Genomic DNA, 15029 nt, shown 5'->3' on the forward strand with positions numbered 1-15029 from the left:
TCTCCCGGTGCCTTATTGCGGTTCGCTGCCGCAGGCAAGCGGAGTCTTCATCGAGCGGGCCGGAGCCGGCACGGGGTTTTGTGGAGCCTGTTGCGTGGAAAGCCATGCAGCGACCGCGTTCACGTCTTCGTCCGTCAGACGCGTGGCGATGGTGTGCATGCAGTCAGGCGCGATGGCGTGACGCGAGCCCGAACGCCATGCGCCGAGCTGCGCGCTGATGTAATCGGAATGCAGACCGACCAGACCCGGAATGGCCGGCTCCATGCCGGTCAAGCCCTTGCCGTGGCAAGCTGCGCAAGCCGGAATCTGCTTCGACGCGTCGCCGTTCAGCACGATCTGCTGGCCGCGCGCGATGGTGGCCGACGACACGGTCGGCTTGGCCGGCTGCGGATACGGCGGACGCTGCTTCGAGAAGTACGTGGCGATCTGATGCAGGTAGTCGTCAGACAGATACGTGACGAGGTAATTCATGGGCGGATACTTCCGACGCCCCTCGCGGAAATTCTGCAACTGGTTGTACAGATAGTCGGCCGGCTTGCCCGCGAGGCGCGGGAAGTAGTCGTTGTCAGTACCTTGGCCGTGCGTGCCGTGGCACGCGGTGCAACCTTGCACACGCGCTTCCATCGTATCGGGGGCCTTCGGTTGAGTCTGCGCTTTCGCAGCGCTATAGACACCCGCGGAGCCGATCAGCAGAAGGGCAAGCAACGGGCGGAAAATGCGTCTTGAAGACACGCGTAACTCCATCAAAATCGGGGACCTGACCGAACTTCGAGCGGCTCGGTGTGAAGGGCAGCCGGCGCTGCGGCGACGCAGCATTCTATCATCGAAGGGTGATGATGACTATTTGTCGCAAACGACCCGATTGCGGCTATCACGGGCGTGCGACAGTTTGACGCGCGGGGCCGCGCGGAACTCGCGCGTCTTCGCGTCTTCTTGCGCTTCTGCGCGTCGTAAGGTTGCAAGCGCCATACCTGGCCGAACTTTCGCGCCAGCGAGGTTGAACCCGCGCGCGCGTGAGCCATCGAAGCGTACACTTCGGGGCGCGCCAGGGCCGGCAAAGGCCCGGCAAAAAGAGCTACCGGGGCTGCCGGGTCGGGCTGCCGGGTCGTCTCACGCAGAGCGATTCCGTTGCAGCCGCTCTGGCCGCGTCGACCGATTTTCCTGTTCACACGCTACATTCGCTATCGGCCTTACATGAAGCTAATCCATTTTTTCCGTCCGGCGCAGCTTGGTCGCGCGTTCGGCGCCGCGGCGCTGCTGGTGAGTGCCACGGCATTCGCGCATGCGCATCTCGTCTCCAGTGAGCCGGCCGCGAATGCCGAAGTCGCCGCGCCCGCAGAAGTGACGCTCCATTTCACCGAGCCGCTCGAGCCGGCTTTCAGCAAGGCCACGCTGGCCGATGCGAACGGCAAGCCGGCGGCGCCGGGCGCGTCGCAAGTCGACAAGCGGGACGCGCGCATCATGCATCTGCCGTTGCCGAAATTGGGCGCGGGGCATTACGCGGTGCATTGGACGGCGGTAGCGACCGACGGCCATCGCACGCAAGGCGACTTCGCGTTCATTGTCAAATGAGCTTCGACGGATTGTGGATCGGGCAGGTCGCCATGGCCGCGCTCATGAATGTCGCGTTTGCGTTTGCGGTCGGTTCGGCGTTGCTCGGTGCGTGGCTCACGAAGGATGCTCAGGCGAAGATCGCGCCCGCGCGCCCCGCCTGGTTGCGCGCGCAACGCTCGATGCTCACCGCCAGCGTCGTACTGGTGCTCGCGGACCTCGGCTGGCTGCTGTATCAGGCGGCGTCGATGAGCGGCGTGGCCTTGCCCGCCGCGTTCGGCGTGGTGCCGACGGTGCTTGCGCAAACGCACGTCGGCTATGGCTGGAGCATTGCGTTCGCGGGCGCGCTGGTCCTCCTCGGCACGGCCTTGACGGGTCACGGCGGCACGTTGCGCAACGCGCTCTTGTGGCTGTCGGTGATCGTGATCGCCGCGGGCAAGGCATCGCTCGGACACGCCGCCGACGCCGGGCCGGCCTCGGCGGCGGTCGCCATGCAGACGTTGCATGTGCTCGTCACGGGCGTGTGGGGCGGTCTCGCGATGGCTTCCGGGCTCGCCGTGCTGCCGGCGCTCGGCGCTTCGATTGCCCGGGGCGTGCTGATCCGGACGGCGACGCAGGTGTCGAACGTGTCGCTGGTCTCGGTCGGGTTCGTGCTGCTCACCGGCGCCTTCAATGCCGCACGCGGTTCGGGAGGCTCGTTCGAGGCCATCGCGATCAGCACATGGGGTCACGTATTGACGCTCAAGCTCCTGCTCGTCGCGCTCGCGCTCGTGCTGGGCGGTCTTAACCGTTTTCTCGCGCTGCCGCGTTTGCGGCGCACCGCATCGACGATGGACGCGCACACCTTCGTCAACGTGCTGTATCTGGAAGCGCTGACCATGATCGGGGTCTTCGTTGCAGCCGCCGCGCTGTCGCATAGCGTGCCGGCATTCGCCGCGCTCGGTTGAGCGTTGCCGCGCGTTGCGGCTTCTGCGCCGTGCCCTGCCCTGCCGTGCCGTGCTCGCACGCATGGATCGCCGCCGTGTTTCATGGATAAAGGCGCGGCCGCGCCGCATAAAAAAAGCGCCGCACATTGTTAGCGTGCGGCGCAACACACACAGTCGCCCGGCGTTCTGCCAAAGGGACCGCTATTGCTCTGTGTCCGACGCGCTTTTACGAGCGCGTCGCGCGTTGCCGTTCGAGCGTCTCCTCGGGAAACATGTCCTGCATCAACTCGCCGGTCTCGCCGAACCACTGGCAAATGAGCCAGTTGCCCGGCGCGAACAGCACAGGACCGCTCCACGTGACTGTCATCGCGCATCCGCCGGATTTGAGTTTCAGCACGTCGCCGACGCGATACGCCGGTTGTGCGTGTCCCACAGATCTGGCAAGTCGTGTGGACAGTGGCATGTCCGATAGCCGGCCGCTCGACGGATTCATTCGAAGCCCAGCCGATGTCCGAGAATCGGCGCGCAGAAGAGCGCGATTGCACAGCCCGCGGCTTTGCCTTCGAGTTCGGCGGCCGCTGCGTGCGCGCCGTAGAGATGCGTGAGCAAGTCGAAAAGTTGCGGCAGGCAATAGACGAGCGCCGCGACGATGAACCATTTCTCGATCGCGCCGATGCGCCATTCGCGTTCGTACGCAACGGCCGCGCCGATCACGCGCAACACGCCGAACAGGACGAGCGCACCAACGGCGGCTTGTTCGCGCAGTAGATAGTCTGGAAGGAATTCGCCCATGTTGCTCCCCGAAGCATTCATTGTTCGAATGCATTTGAGCAAGGAGCAGGCCATGTATCTGTCTGATGCCGAACAAACGGCGTGGAAGCCTTTGCCGGCAAGCCTTTGCCCCGAGCGGGGCGAAGCGGCGCGCGGCTCGTTACAGCGCCGCTCGGGGCTGTTTCGTCCGCGATGTAACGTTACTGCGACGCGCGCGCGTCGCCACACCGTAACGCGCGAGTTGCATCGCTCGAAAGAAAGCGCCGCCCGCAGGCGGCGCGATTCGCGTGCTTACCACTCGGCGACGCTGCCGTCCGCGTGACGCCAGACCGGATTGCGCCAGCGGTGTCCGACCTTCGCCATTTCGCGCACTTTTTCTTCGTTGACTTCGATGCCCAAGCCCGGGCCTTGCGGAATCGATACGAAGCCGTCTTCGTATTTGAAGACTTCCGGGTTGCGGATGTAGTCGAGCAGGTCGTTGCCCTGGTTGTAGTGAATGCCGAGGCTCTGTTCCTGGATAAACGCGTTGTAGCTCACCGCGTCGATCTGCAGGCAGGTGGCGAGCGCGATCGGGCCGAGCGGGCAGTGCAGCGCGAGCGCCACGTCGTACGCTTCGGCCATCGACGCGATCTTGCGGCACTCGGTGATCCCGCCCGCGTGCGACGCGTCCGGCTGGATGATGTCCACGTAGCCGCCCGACAGAATGTGCTTGAAGTCCCAGCGCGAATAGAGGCGCTCGCCGAGCGCGATCGGCGTGCTGGTCTGATTGACGATGTCGCGCAGCGCTTCCGCGTTTTCGGAAAGCACCGGTTCTTCGATGAACAGCAGCTTGTACGGGTCGAGTTCTTTCGCCAGCACCTTCGCCATCGGCTTGTGCACGCGGCCATGGAAATCCACGCCGATGCCGATGTTCGGCCCGACCGCCTCGCGCACCGCCGCGACGTTGTTGATGACGCCTTGCACCTTGTCGAAGGTGTCGATGATCTGCAACTCTTCCGAGCCGTTCATCTTCACGGCCTTGAAGCCGCGTTCGACCACGGCGCGCGCATTGTTCGCCACGTCGCCCGGACGGTCGCCGCCGATCCACGAATACACCTTGATCCTGTCGCGCACCTGGCCGCCGAGCAGCGCGTGAACCGGCACGCCGTGATGCTTGCCCTTGATGTCCCACAGCGCCTGGTCGACGCCGGCGATCGCGCTCATCGTAATCGGGCCGCCGCGATAGAAACCCGCGCGGTACATGACCTGCCAATGATCTTCGATTAGCAGCGGGTCTTTGCCGATCAGATAGTCCGACAGCTCTTCGACCGCCGCAGCCACTGTGTGCGCCCGGCCTTCGACCACCGGCTCGCCCCAGCCGACGATGCCTTCGTCGGTCTCGATCTTCAGGAAGCACCAGCGCGGCGGAACGACGAAGGTTTCGAGCTTGGTGATTTTCATGGTGCGTCTCCTGCCAGGGCGAAATATTCGAGGGATTCCATGCTACAACAAACGGGAATTTAAATACTATTAATAGTATTATTTGCCAGATATTGAGCGGCGACGCCGTGGGAGAAGGCTATTCAACATGATCTGCATGGGCGCGTCGCCCATCTGCTCGCGACCGCGATTCTGCGCGGCGACTACGCGCCCGATTCGATCCTGCCGCGCGAGGCGAAACTGATGGAGACATTCGGCGTGAGCCGCACGGTGCTGCGCGAGGCGTTGCGCACGCTGACGTCGAAAGGTCTGATCGAATCGCGGCCGCGCGTGGGCACGCGCGTGCGGCCCAAATCCGCGTGGAATCTGCTGGATGTCGATCTTCTCGACTGGTATTCGCGCGTCGCCGAGCCGTTGGCGTTCGCGCTCAAGCTGCAGGAAATGCGCGAGATGATCGAACCATATGCCGCGTCTCTCGCGGCCGCCTCGCATTCGGACGACACCTTCGGCGCGTTGGCCGCCGCGCATTCGGCCATGGTGGCCGCGCGCAATGTCGATGAATGGGTGCGCGCCGATCTGCAATTTCACCTGAGCGTGCTGAGCGCTTGCAGCAACGAGTTGCTGATTCCGCTCGGCACGCTGATCGAGCGCACGCTCGAAGCGCAGCTTCGGCTGAATGCGAAACGCGCGGACGTTTTCAACGCGTCGCTCGCCGAGCACACGGCGGTGTTCGACGCCATTCGCACCCGCGACGCCGCCGCCGCGCGCGACGCGATGGCGCGCCTGCTCGGCGTGACGCGCGGGCGGATCGAGGCGTGATCAGTCCATCGCGGCATGAGCCGCCGACGCATCCGGTGCCCGGTGTCCTGGGCGGATCATCAGCAGCAGCGGAATGACGAGCAGTGTCGCGACGAACATCAGCTTGAAGTCGTTCAGATAAGCGATCATCGACGCCTGCTGCGTGATCGACGCGTTCAGTGCCGCGATGTCGTAGTTCGAGCCGCTGCTGAGCATCGGCTGGATGGCCGGGTTGAACGCTGTGACATTCGCCGCGAGGTCCGCGTGCGAAACCTGCGTGTTGCGCGTCATCAGCGTCTGCACGATCGAAATGCCGATACTGCTGCCGATATTGCGCATCAGGCTGTAAGTGGCGGTGCCATCCGCGCGCAACTCGGGCGTGAGCGTCGAAAACGTCAGCGCGCTCAGTGGCACGAACACGAGCCCGAGGCCGAAACCCTGAATCACGCCGGGCCACACGATGTCCGCCGCCGACAGCACGATCGTGTAGTGCATCATCTGCCAGAGCGCGAACGCGGAGATCAGGAAACCGGCAAGCAGCATGAGCCGCGCGTCGATCCGCTTCAGGAGCCGCCCGGCGAACAGCATCGCGACCATCGTCCCGGCGCCGCTCGGCGCGGTGACAAGGCCCGTGGTGGCGACCGGATAGTTCATCAGGTTTTGCAGCATCGGCGGCAATAGCGCGCGTGTCGCATACAGCACCGCGCCGATCACGAAGATGAAAAACGTGCCCGTCGCGAAGTTCGCGTCCTTCAGCAATTCGTATTTGAAGAACGACTTTTTGCCGACGGTCGCCGTGTGCACGAGAAAGAACGCGAAGCTGATCGCCGCGATCAGCGCCTCGATGACGATCTCGTGCGAGCCGAACCAGTCGAGTTGCTCGCCGCGATCCAGCATGGCTTGCAGTGCGCCGATCGCGAGGCCGAGCGTCGCGAAGCCGAACGCGTCGAATTTCGCGTCGGGTTTCGGCTCGCGCGCGGGCAGAAACGTCGCGACGCCGAACAGCGCGAATGCACCGATCGGCACGTTGATGAAGAAGACCCAGCGCCAGTTGTAGCTGTCGGTGAGCCAGCCGCCGAGGGTTGGTCCGAGAATCGGCCCGACCATGACGCCCATGCCCCACACGGCCATCGCCTGGCCTTGCTTCTCGCGCGGATTGATGTCGAGCAGGATGGATTGCGAAAGCGGCACGAGCGACGCGCCGAACACGCCTTGCAGCAAACGCGACGCGACGATCTGCGTGAGCGTCTCCGACAAGCCGCACAGCGCCGACGACACCGTGAAGCCGCCGATCGCGATCAGCAGAAGACGCTTCACGCTCAGGCGATCGGCCAGCCAGCCGGTGAGCGGCGTGGCGATAGCCGCCGCGACGATATACGAGGTCAGCACCCACGTGATTTCGTCCTGCGACGCGGACAGCGTGCCCTGCATGTGAGGCAGCGCGACGTTGGCGATCGTGCTGTCGAGCGTCTGTATCAGCGTCGCGAGCATGATCGAGATGGTGATCATCGGCCGGTTGAGCGGCGCGGCTGTGCTCGACGGCGAAGAGTCGGAAGACATGAATGAGTTGGGGTCGTCGATATACTAAGCATGCTTATTATATCGGCTGCCGGTGTGCTCCGGCATCGGGAGTTATGCGGAGGCTGAATTGCCCGTTCCAATATGCGCCGGTGTGCGCCGGCCAAGGCGGCGGCGCGCCAGGCTTTCGTATAATCCGCGCATGAAAACCCAACTCGAAGAGCGCTTCGGCTTTCTGATTTCCGACGTCGGCCGTTTGAGCGGCAAGCGTTTCGACGATCTCGCGAAGTCGTCGGTCGATCTGACGCGCGCGCAGTGCCGCGTGCTCGCTTATCTCGCGCACTACGGCGACATCAACCAGGCGCGGCTCGCGGATCTGCTGGAGGTCGCGCCGATTTCGGCCGGGCGTCTGCTGGACCGCATGGAAGAGGGCGGCTGGATCGAGCGCGCGGCCAATCCGCAGGACCGGCGCGAGCATCAGGTGCGCATGACGCCAAAGGCGGAGCGCGCGCTCGGCAAGGCCCGCAAGGTAGGTGACGAAGTCGCGCTGGAAGCGCTGAACGGCTTCACCGATGAAGAAGCCGCGCAGCTCATCGCGCTATTGCAGCGTGTGCGCGGCAATTTGAGCCGGCTCGTGGACCGCTAGCCGCCGGGTTGCGGTTGTTTTGGGCCGGCTTCGAACGGTTCGCTTATTTGGCTTCCGAGCCCGCGGCCGGTCCCGTCGATGGCGCCAGCTCATAGCAGCCGGGCGCTTTCTTGCCGGCATCCGGCGTTTGCGGGTCGATGCACTTGAACGCGCTCTGATCGCGCTGAACGAAAATGGTATCGGCCGGGCCGCTATCGCCGTGAGGCGTGTTCACCACGGCGACGATCTTGTAGCCGTTTTGCAGCAGCGTGGATAACGTGCTCTGGCTGGCGCGCCACTGATTGTCGGTCGAATTTTGCGCGTGCAGGGCGGGCGCGGAAGCGGCGCCGAAAAGCGCAATCGATACGGTGGCCACGGCGCGCGCGGCGATGCGAAACGTCATCAGGAAAGCTCCTTGAAGTTGCGGATGTCGCTGTGGGTAGCCAGGACTACGGTCTGGACATGAAAGTCATGACATGGTTCGACGGCAAGGGACGACGGAAAGTGCCGCGTCGTCATGATATTCCGTTGCCGCGCACAGCTCGCTCTTCTCGTTACGACGACGCGGTCGCGCTCCGGAACCGGTCGATAACCTCAAGAAAGCCATGTAGCGTGGGTGATTCGTCGCCGCGCCGATACAGGCAATTCAATGCGATGTGGCGCAACCGCGCCGAGTGCAACGGTTTGTAGACGACGCCAGGCAGGCGCAAGTTCGCCGCAGAGGCGGTTGTGATGCATACGCCGAAGCGGCTCGCGACGAGTGCGATGCAGGTCACGACGTCTTCGACTTCCTGCTCGACCCGCAATGTGATCCGCTCATCGTGAAAAGCCGCTGCGATTTCCTGGGCCAGTCCATGTACTGGCGCGTTCGGATACAGGATCATCCGCTCTCCATCGAGATCGCCCAGCCGTATCGCGTCTTTCGTGGCAAGCGAATGCCCTTCGTAGAGCGCCACGAGGTAGGGCTCCTCCAGTACCGTTTCTACCGCGATGTCGTCGGCCATCGGTACGAGCCGGTTGAAGCCGATGTTGATGCGCCGCTCGCGCAACGCGTCGAGCTGCTGCATCTTCGTCAGGTTGTGCAGCCCGATCTTCACTTGCGGGCGTTCGGTATGGAAGGCCGCCAGCAGTTGCGGGATCGCCTGCAGGATGCCCGCACTGAAGATGCCGACGTCGAGCCGGCCGGTCAGCCCCTGGCCGGCGAGTTGTGTCTGTTCTTCCGCGCGTTTTGCGAGGGCAAGGATGTTGGGCACCTCGGCCAGCAGCGTTTCGCCCGCTTCGGTCAGTTCCGCGCCTCGTGACGAGCGCAGGAACAGCGTGACACCCAACTGCGCTTCCAGTGCCTGAATGTGCCGCGTCAGCGGCGGCTGCGCAATATGAAGCCGTTCTGCCGCGCGTCCGAAGTTCCGTTCCTCGGCTACCGCCTGGAAATACCGCATCTGCTTGAGATCCATCGTCATCTGTCTATCCATACCGAATCGGTATCGTATAGCAAAAAAACAGTATTGGACGGTATGTCGCCGCGATCCCAATATCGGCGCATGCGATGACGTTCATCGCGCTGGTTTGATTCCCCATTGCAAGGAACATGATGCCAATCGTACATATCTCGCTCGTCGAGGGACGCAGCGACGAAGTGGTCAAGGCTTGCGTGAAAGCGGTCGCGCGCACCGTGCATGAAACGCTCGGTGCCCCGCTGGAGAGCATTCGCGTCTACGCGACCCAGACGCCGCCTGCACATTGGGCCATTGGCGGCCGCACCAGGGACGAGCCCGCGCCCGAGCCGGCCACGGAGGTTTGATATGACCGGGGAACAGATTCGGCAGGCGGCGGCGATGCTGCGCGCGGCCGAGGCGAAGCGCGAAGCCATCTCGCCTTTGCGCGACGCGTGGCCCGACATGTCGATTGAATCGGCGTACGCGATCCAGCAGGAGAACATGCGTTGGCGCCTCTCGCAGGGCCGCCGGCGGATCGGTTGCAAGATTGGTCTGACGTCGGCCGCCGTGCAGGCGCAGCTCGGCGTCGACCGGCCCGATTTTGGCGTGCTGTTCGACGACATGGGGTATGGCGACAGCGAACCGATTCCCGCCTCGATCCTGATGCAGCCGAAGATCGAGGCCGAAATTGCCTTCGTGATGGGCCGCGATTTGGCGGCCGATCGTCCAGGCACGCTCGATGTGATTGGCGCGATCGATTACGCGCTACCCGCGCTTGAGATCGTCGGCAGCAGGATTGCGAACTGGAACATCCGGATCGTCGACACGATTGCCGACAACGCCTCATCGAGCGCGTTCGTGCTCGGTAACACGCCGGTGAAGCTGTCGGCATTCGACGCGCGGCTGTGCGGGATGGTGACGGAGCGACGTGGCGAACCGGTGTCGGTCGGCGCGGGAGCGGCCTGCCTTGGCAGCCCGCTCAACGCGGTGGTCTGGCTTGCGAGAACCATGGCCGCGCACGGCATGCCGTTGCGTGCTGGCGACCTCGTGCTGTCCGGCGCGCTCGGGCCGATGGTGCCGGTTGTGCCCGGTGATGTTTTCGAAACTCGCATCAACGGCCTCGGCTCGGTGCGGGCGATGTTCGATCGCGATCCGAACGAGGTGCGCGCATGAGCCCTATCACTGAATACGCGACGCTGCTCGATACGGCCGCGTTGAACGGCGAGGCGGTCGAGCAGTTCGACCGCGAGGGCCGTCTGTCACTCGACGATGCCTATGCGATTCAGGCCGCGTCGATCGCGTGCCGTATTGCTCGCGGCGAGCGGCGGGTCGGCGTGAAGATGGGTTTTACAAGCCGCGCCAAGATGATCCAGATGGGACTGTCCGACGTGATCTGGGGGCGACTGACATCGTCGATGCAGATCGAGGAGGATACGTCGGTCGATTTCGGGCGCTTTATTCATCCGCGCGTCGAGCCGGAAATCGCTTTCATCCTGAAGGCGCCGTTGGCGGGAGACGTGACGGCGCCCGAGGCGCTGGCGGCCGTTGAAGCGATTGCGCCAGCGCTCGAAATCATCGATTCACGCTACCGCGATTTCAAATTCACGCTACCGGAAGTGATTGCTGACAACGCTTCGTCGAGCGGCTTCGTGATTGGCCCGTGGCATGACCCGCACGTCGATTTCTCGAATCTCGGCATGGTGATGAAGATCGATGGCCGCCCGGCACAGATTGGCTCCAGTGCCGCGCTGCTTGGCCATCCGTTGCGCTCGCTGGTGGCCGCCGCGCGCCTGTCGGCCCAGGCCGGCGAACCGCTGCAGGCGGGCTGGATCGTGATGGCGGGCGGCGCGACGCCGGCCGAATGGGTCCACCTTGGGCAATACGTGTCCGTCGAGGTCGAGCGGCTCGGCAGCGCGGGTTTTCGCGTCACGCGCTGAACCGACTCACGGTTCGCTCGCGATCGATATCAAGGAACAAGGAGGATGGGCATGAATGACAAGGTGAAGGTGGCGATCATCGGACCGGGCAACATCGGTACCGACCTGATGATCAAGGTGATGCGCAATAGCCGGAATCTGGAGATGGGCGCGATGGTGGGGGTTGATCCGAACTCGGACGGCCTCGCGCGGGCCGCGCGGCTCGGTGTCGCCACGACTGCCGAAGGTATCGACGGTCTCTTGAAGCTGGGGGTATTCGATGAGATCGACATCGTGTTCGATGCGACTTCGGCGGGTGCGCATGCGCGGCACAACGAGATCCTGCAGGGGCACGGCATCCAGGTGATCGACCTGACGCCGGCGGCGATCGGGCCCTACGTGATTCCGGCGATTAATCTCGATGCTGAGAATGCCTCGAATATGAACATGGTCACGTGCGGCGGCCAGGCGACGATTCCGATCGTCGCGGCCGTTTCGCGTGTCGCGAAGGTTCATTACGCGGAAATCATTGCCTCGATAGCGAGCCGTTCGGCCGGCCCCGGCACGCGCGCGAACATCGACGAATTCACTGGGACGACGCGCAGCGCGATCGAGCGGATCGGCGGCGCAACACGCGGCAAGGCGATCATCATTCTGAATCCGGCCGAGCCGCCGCTGATCATGCGTGATTCGGTTTTCGTTCTGTCCGATCTCGCTGATCTACGGGCGATCGAAGACAGCATCGAGCGGATGGCCGCCAGCGTGCAAAGCTACGTACCCGGCTACCGGCTCAAGCAGAAAGTGCAGTTCGAGGTGATTTCGGCAGAGCATCCCGTCAACGTGCCGGGATTGGGCCCGGTTCATGGCCTGCGCACCTCGGTATTCCTCGAGGTGGAGGGAGCAGCGCATTACCTGCCGTCATATGCCGGCAATCTTGACATCATGACGTCCGCCGCGCTCGCGTGTGGCGACCTCATGGCCCGTCGCCGGATGGATGCCGGCATCGCCCGTCGTCGCAAGGAGATTGCACAATGAACGCCGCCGACAAGGCTCTCTACATTTCCGACGTGACGTTGCGCGACGGCAGTCACGCAATCCGGCATCAGTACAGTCTCGCCAACGTCAGGGCCATTGCATCGGCGCTCGATCAGGCCGGTGTCGACAGCATCGAGGTTGCGCACGGCGATAGTCTCGAAGGATCGAGCTTCAATTACGGGTTTGGCGCGCACAGCGATGTCGAGTGGATCGCGGCGGCGGCTGAGAGTGCGCCGAGCGCGAAAATCGCGACGCTGCTGATTCCGGGGATCGGCACCATCCATGACCTGCGCAATGCCTATGACGCAGGGGCGCGCGTGGTGCGCGTGGCCACGCATTGCACCGAGGCGGACGTATCGCGGCAGCATCTGGAATACGCGCGTGAACTGGGCATGGATGCGGTCGGCTTCCTGATGATGAGCCACATGACGACGCCGCAAAAGCTGGCTGAACAGGCGAAGTTAATGGAAGGGTATGGCGCGAGTTGCGTGTATGTGGTCGACTCCGGCGGCGCGTTGGGCATGACCGATGTGCGCGATCGTTTCCGCGCTTTCAAGAATGTGCTGAAACCGGAAACCGAAACAGGCATCCACGCGCACCATAATCTGAGTCTTGGCGTTGCCAATTCGCTGGTGGCGGTCGAGGAAGGTTGCGACCGCATCGACGCGAGCCTCGCGGGTATGGGGGCCGGCGCCGGCAACGCGCCGCTGGAAGTCTTCATCGCGGCTGCCGAGCGGCAGGGTTGGCGCCACGACTGTGATCTCTACCGGCTGATGGACGCCGCCGACGATCTTGTGCGCCCGATGCAGAACCGCCCGGTGCGGGTGGACCGCGAGACCCTGGCGCTCGGCTATGCGGGCGTTTATTCGAGCTTCCTGCTCCATGCGGAGCGAGCGGCGGCCAAGTACGGGTTGAGGACGGTGGACATTCTCATTGAACTCGGGCGGCGCAAGATGGTTGGCGGCCAGGAGGACATGATCGTCGACGTCGCGCTGGATTTGCAGTAGCTCGGCGCGGGAGCCGCACGTCAAACGACTGGAGGTCAGTTGGCGTCGGCTCCGGATGGGCGTGAGAGGTGTTGCGCGGTGTCGAGTCGGCACCCGTGACACCGACCGTGACGCCAGAAGTAAAAAGCCCTTGAACTTCGTTAGAAGATTCAAGGGCTTAGTGCAACTGGTGGCGAATCAGGGACTCGAACCCCGGACCTGCGGATTATGATTCCGTCGCTCTAACCAACTGAGCTAATTCGCCGAAAGAAGCGAGATTATGCGGATGGCGCCGGAAGCTGTCAACCCCCGGCGCGCAACTTTTTTAGTCGCTGTCGCCGGGAGGCGTCTTAATCCTTCGCGTAGATGTCCGAGTCCTTGGTTTCGCGGACGAACAGCATGCCGATCACGAACGTCGCGACTGCAACTACGATCGGATACCACAAGCCCGAGTAGATGTTGCCCTTCGCCGCGACGATCGCGAACGCCGTGGCCGGCAGGAAGCCGCCGAACCAGCCATTGCCGATGTGATACGGCAGCGACATCGACGTGTAGCGAATCCGGGTCGGGAACATCTCCACGAGCATGGCCGCGATCGGCCCGTAGACCATGGTCACGTAGATCACGAGGATCGTCAGGATGGCCACGCTCATCGGCCAGTTGATTTGCGACGGGTCGGCTTTCGGCGGATAGCCGGCGGATTTCAGCGTGCTCGCCAGCGTCTTGTCGAACGACTTCGCCTGGTCCTTGGCGTCGGCGGCTTTGCCGTCATACGTGCCGACCACCGTGTCGCCGACCTTGATCTGCGCGAGCGAGCCGGCGGGCGCGGCGACGTTCTCGTAATTCAAACCGGCCTTCGAAAGCGCGCTCTTCGCGATGTCGCACGAAGTCGTGAACTTCGACGTGCCGACCGGATTGAACTGGAACGAGCACTCGTCCGGATTCGCGATCACGACGATCGGCGCCTTCGACGTGGCCGTTTCCAGCGCCGGGTTGGCGTAGTGAGTCAGCGCCTTGAAGAGCGGGAAGTACGTCACGGCGGCGATCAGCAAGCCGGCCATGATGATCGGCTTGCGGCCAATGCGATCCGACAGCGAGCCGAAGAACAGGAAGAATGGCGTGCCGATCAGAAGCGCAATCGCGATCAGGATATTGGCCGTGGCGCCGTCCACCTTCAGCGTCTGCGTCAGGAAGAACAGCGTGTAGAACTGGCCCGTGTACCACACCACGGCCTGGCCGGCGGTCAAGCCGATCAGCGCGAGAATCACGACCTTCAGGTTCTTCCACTGGCCGAACGCTTCGGAGAGCGGCGCCTTGGACGTCTTGCCCTCGGCCTTGATGCGCTCGAACACCGGCGATTCATGCAGTTGCAGGCGAATCCACACGGAAACGGCCAGCAGCAGGATCGACGCGATGAACGGAATGCGCCAGCCCCACGCGCCGAACGAGTCTTCGCCCATGGCCGTGCGCACGCCGAGAATCACCAGCAGCGACAGGAACAGGCCGAGCGTGGCGGTGGTCTGGATCCACGCGGTGTAGAAGCCGCGGCGTCCCGTGGGCGCGTGTTCCGCCACATAAGTTGCCGCGCCGCCGTATTCGCCGCCGAGCGCGAGGCCTTGCAGCATGCGCATCGCGATGAAGATCACCGGCGAAGCCATGCCGATAGCGGCATATCCCGGCAGGAAGCCGACGAGGAACGTCGACAGGCCCATGATCACGATCGTGATGAGGAACGTGTACTTGCGGCCGACCAGATCGCCGAGCCGCCCGAACACGACCGCGCCGAACGGCCGGACCGCGAAACCCGCCGCGAAGCTGAGCAGCGTGAAAATGAACCCGGCGGTCGGATTGACGCCGGAGAAAAAGCTCTTGCTGATGTAGGCCGCGAGCGAGCCGGCCAGATAAAAGTCGTACCACTCGAAAACCGTCCCTAGCGACGATGCGAAGATCACCCGCTTCTCATCGCGCGTCATGGGCACGGGCGCAAGGTGTCCGCCAACGGTAGCCATATGAAGTCTCCAATATTGATATTCACGCGGTGCGCCGCC

At 63.6% G+C, this 15029-nt stretch carries 17 protein-coding genes and 1 tRNA gene; 9 read left to right on the forward strand and 9 right to left on the reverse strand.

Annotated features, from left to right (window positions below; all coding sequences use genetic code 11):
• Nucleotides 1–12: 12 nt before the first annotated feature.
• Nucleotides 13–744, reverse strand: a complete 732-nt coding sequence (locus VOM14_RS04860) for a c-type cytochrome (protein ID WP_327627615.1) — start codon at nucleotides 742–744, stop codon at nucleotides 13–15.
• A 450-nt stretch (nucleotides 745–1194) separates the two neighbouring features.
• On the opposite strand from VOM14_RS04860, the gene copC reads away from it, so the two are divergent.
• Both copC and VOM14_RS04870 read left to right on the forward strand, forming a co-directional pair.
• Nucleotides 1195–1572 (forward strand): copper homeostasis periplasmic binding protein CopC, encoded by a 378-nt coding sequence (gene copC, locus VOM14_RS04865; RefSeq protein WP_327627616.1) that lies wholly within the window; start codon nucleotides 1195–1197, stop codon nucleotides 1570–1572.
• Nucleotides 1569–2498: a CopD family protein gene (locus VOM14_RS04870; protein WP_327627617.1), complete on the forward strand. Its 930-nt coding sequence runs from the start codon at nucleotides 1569–1571 to the stop codon at nucleotides 2496–2498. The genes copC and VOM14_RS04870 overlap by 4 nt, the downstream gene beginning before the upstream one ends.
• Before the next feature lie 205 nt (nucleotides 2499–2703).
• Here VOM14_RS04870 and VOM14_RS04875 read toward each other — a convergent pair whose 3' ends face one another.
• From VOM14_RS04875 to dgoD, 3 genes are all read right to left on the reverse strand, one after another.
• Nucleotides 2704–2940 carry a YodC family protein gene (locus tag VOM14_RS04875; RefSeq protein ID WP_327627618.1) on the reverse strand — a complete coding sequence of 79 codons (237 nt, stop codon included), beginning with the start codon at nucleotides 2938–2940 and terminating at the stop codon, nucleotides 2704–2706.
• 26 nt (nucleotides 2941–2966) lie between these two features.
• Nucleotides 2967–3269, reverse strand: a complete 303-nt coding sequence (locus tag VOM14_RS04880) for a hypothetical protein (protein ID WP_327627619.1) — start codon at nucleotides 3267–3269, stop codon at nucleotides 2967–2969.
• A 270-nt stretch (nucleotides 3270–3539) separates the two neighbouring features.
• Nucleotides 3540–4688 (reverse strand): galactonate dehydratase, encoded by a 1149-nt coding sequence (gene dgoD / locus VOM14_RS04885; protein WP_327627620.1) that lies wholly within the window; start codon nucleotides 4686–4688, stop codon nucleotides 3540–3542.
• A gap of 120 nt (nucleotides 4689–4808) precedes the next feature.
• On the opposite strand from dgoD, the gene VOM14_RS04890 reads away from it, so the two are divergent.
• Nucleotides 4809–5486 (forward strand): FadR/GntR family transcriptional regulator, encoded by a 678-nt coding sequence (locus tag VOM14_RS04890; RefSeq protein ID WP_327628107.1) that lies wholly within the window; start codon nucleotides 4809–4811, stop codon nucleotides 5484–5486.
• On the opposite strand, the gene VOM14_RS04895 is transcribed toward VOM14_RS04890, so the two are convergent.
• Nucleotides 5487–7025 carry a DHA2 family efflux MFS transporter permease subunit gene (locus VOM14_RS04895; protein ID WP_327627621.1) on the reverse strand — a complete coding sequence of 513 codons (1539 nt, stop codon included), beginning with the start codon at nucleotides 7023–7025 and terminating at the stop codon, nucleotides 5487–5489.
• A gap of 160 nt (nucleotides 7026–7185) precedes the next feature.
• Between VOM14_RS04895 and VOM14_RS04900 the strand changes: the two genes are divergently transcribed.
• A complete protein-coding gene (locus VOM14_RS04900) occupies nucleotides 7186–7629 on the forward strand; it encodes a MarR family winged helix-turn-helix transcriptional regulator (protein ID WP_327627622.1) in 444 nt (147 codons plus the stop codon).
• Nucleotides 7630–7672: 43 nt separating this feature from the next.
• Here VOM14_RS04900 and VOM14_RS04905 read toward each other — a convergent pair whose 3' ends face one another.
• Both VOM14_RS04905 and VOM14_RS04910 read right to left on the reverse strand, forming a co-directional pair.
• On the reverse strand, nucleotides 7673–8011 hold the full coding sequence (locus VOM14_RS04905; RefSeq protein ID WP_327627623.1) for a hypothetical protein: 339 nt from the start codon (nucleotides 8009–8011) through the stop codon (nucleotides 7673–7675).
• 151 nt (nucleotides 8012–8162) lie between these two features.
• Complete coding sequence (locus VOM14_RS04910; protein ID WP_327628108.1) at nucleotides 8163–9062, reverse strand: LysR family transcriptional regulator; 900 nt, start codon at nucleotides 9060–9062, stop codon at nucleotides 8163–8165.
• Between the two features lie 134 nt (nucleotides 9063–9196).
• Between VOM14_RS04910 and VOM14_RS04915 the strand changes: the two genes are divergently transcribed.
• The 5 genes from VOM14_RS04915 to dmpG are packed head-to-tail and all read left to right on the forward strand — an operon-like array spanning nucleotide 9197 to nucleotide 13002.
• Entirely contained in the window at nucleotides 9197–9409 is a 213-nt protein-coding gene (locus tag VOM14_RS04915; protein ID WP_327627624.1) for a 2-hydroxymuconate tautomerase, read from the forward strand.
• 1 nt (nucleotide 9410) lies between these two features.
• The gene (locus VOM14_RS04920) at nucleotides 9411–10217 is read left to right on the forward strand and encodes a 2-keto-4-pentenoate hydratase (RefSeq protein ID WP_327627625.1); all 807 of its coding nucleotides are present in this window, start codon (nucleotides 9411–9413) and stop codon (nucleotides 10215–10217) included.
• Nucleotides 10214–10981, forward strand: coding sequence for a 2-keto-4-pentenoate hydratase (locus tag VOM14_RS04925; RefSeq protein ID WP_327627626.1), 768 nt, complete (start codon nucleotides 10214–10216; stop codon nucleotides 10979–10981). The genes VOM14_RS04920 and VOM14_RS04925 overlap by 4 nt, the downstream gene beginning before the upstream one ends.
• Nucleotides 10982–11032: 51 nt before the next feature.
• Entirely contained in the window at nucleotides 11033–11995 is a 963-nt protein-coding gene (locus VOM14_RS04930; protein ID WP_327627627.1) for an acetaldehyde dehydrogenase (acetylating), read from the forward strand.
• Nucleotides 11992–13002 (forward strand): 4-hydroxy-2-oxovalerate aldolase, encoded by a 1011-nt coding sequence (dmpG, locus tag VOM14_RS04935; RefSeq protein ID WP_327627628.1) that lies wholly within the window; start codon nucleotides 11992–11994, stop codon nucleotides 13000–13002. Before VOM14_RS04930 ends, dmpG begins: the two co-directional genes overlap by 4 nt.
• A 167-nt stretch (nucleotides 13003–13169) precedes the next feature.
• Here dmpG and VOM14_RS04940 read toward each other — a convergent pair.
• Both VOM14_RS04940 and VOM14_RS04945 read right to left on the reverse strand, forming a co-directional pair.
• Nucleotides 13170–13246 (reverse strand) — tRNA-Met (locus VOM14_RS04940).
• Nucleotides 13247–13331: 85 nt separating this feature from the next.
• Nucleotides 13332–14990 carry an MFS transporter gene (locus tag VOM14_RS04945; RefSeq protein WP_327627629.1) on the reverse strand — a complete coding sequence of 553 codons (1659 nt, stop codon included), beginning with the start codon at nucleotides 14988–14990 and terminating at the stop codon, nucleotides 13332–13334.
• Between the last annotated feature and the right edge of the window lie 39 nt (nucleotides 14991–15029).

Source organism: Paraburkholderia sp. MPAMCS5, from assembly GCF_036016995.1.
In the GTDB taxonomy this organism is placed as follows: domain Bacteria; phylum Pseudomonadota; class Gammaproteobacteria; order Burkholderiales; family Burkholderiaceae; genus Paraburkholderia.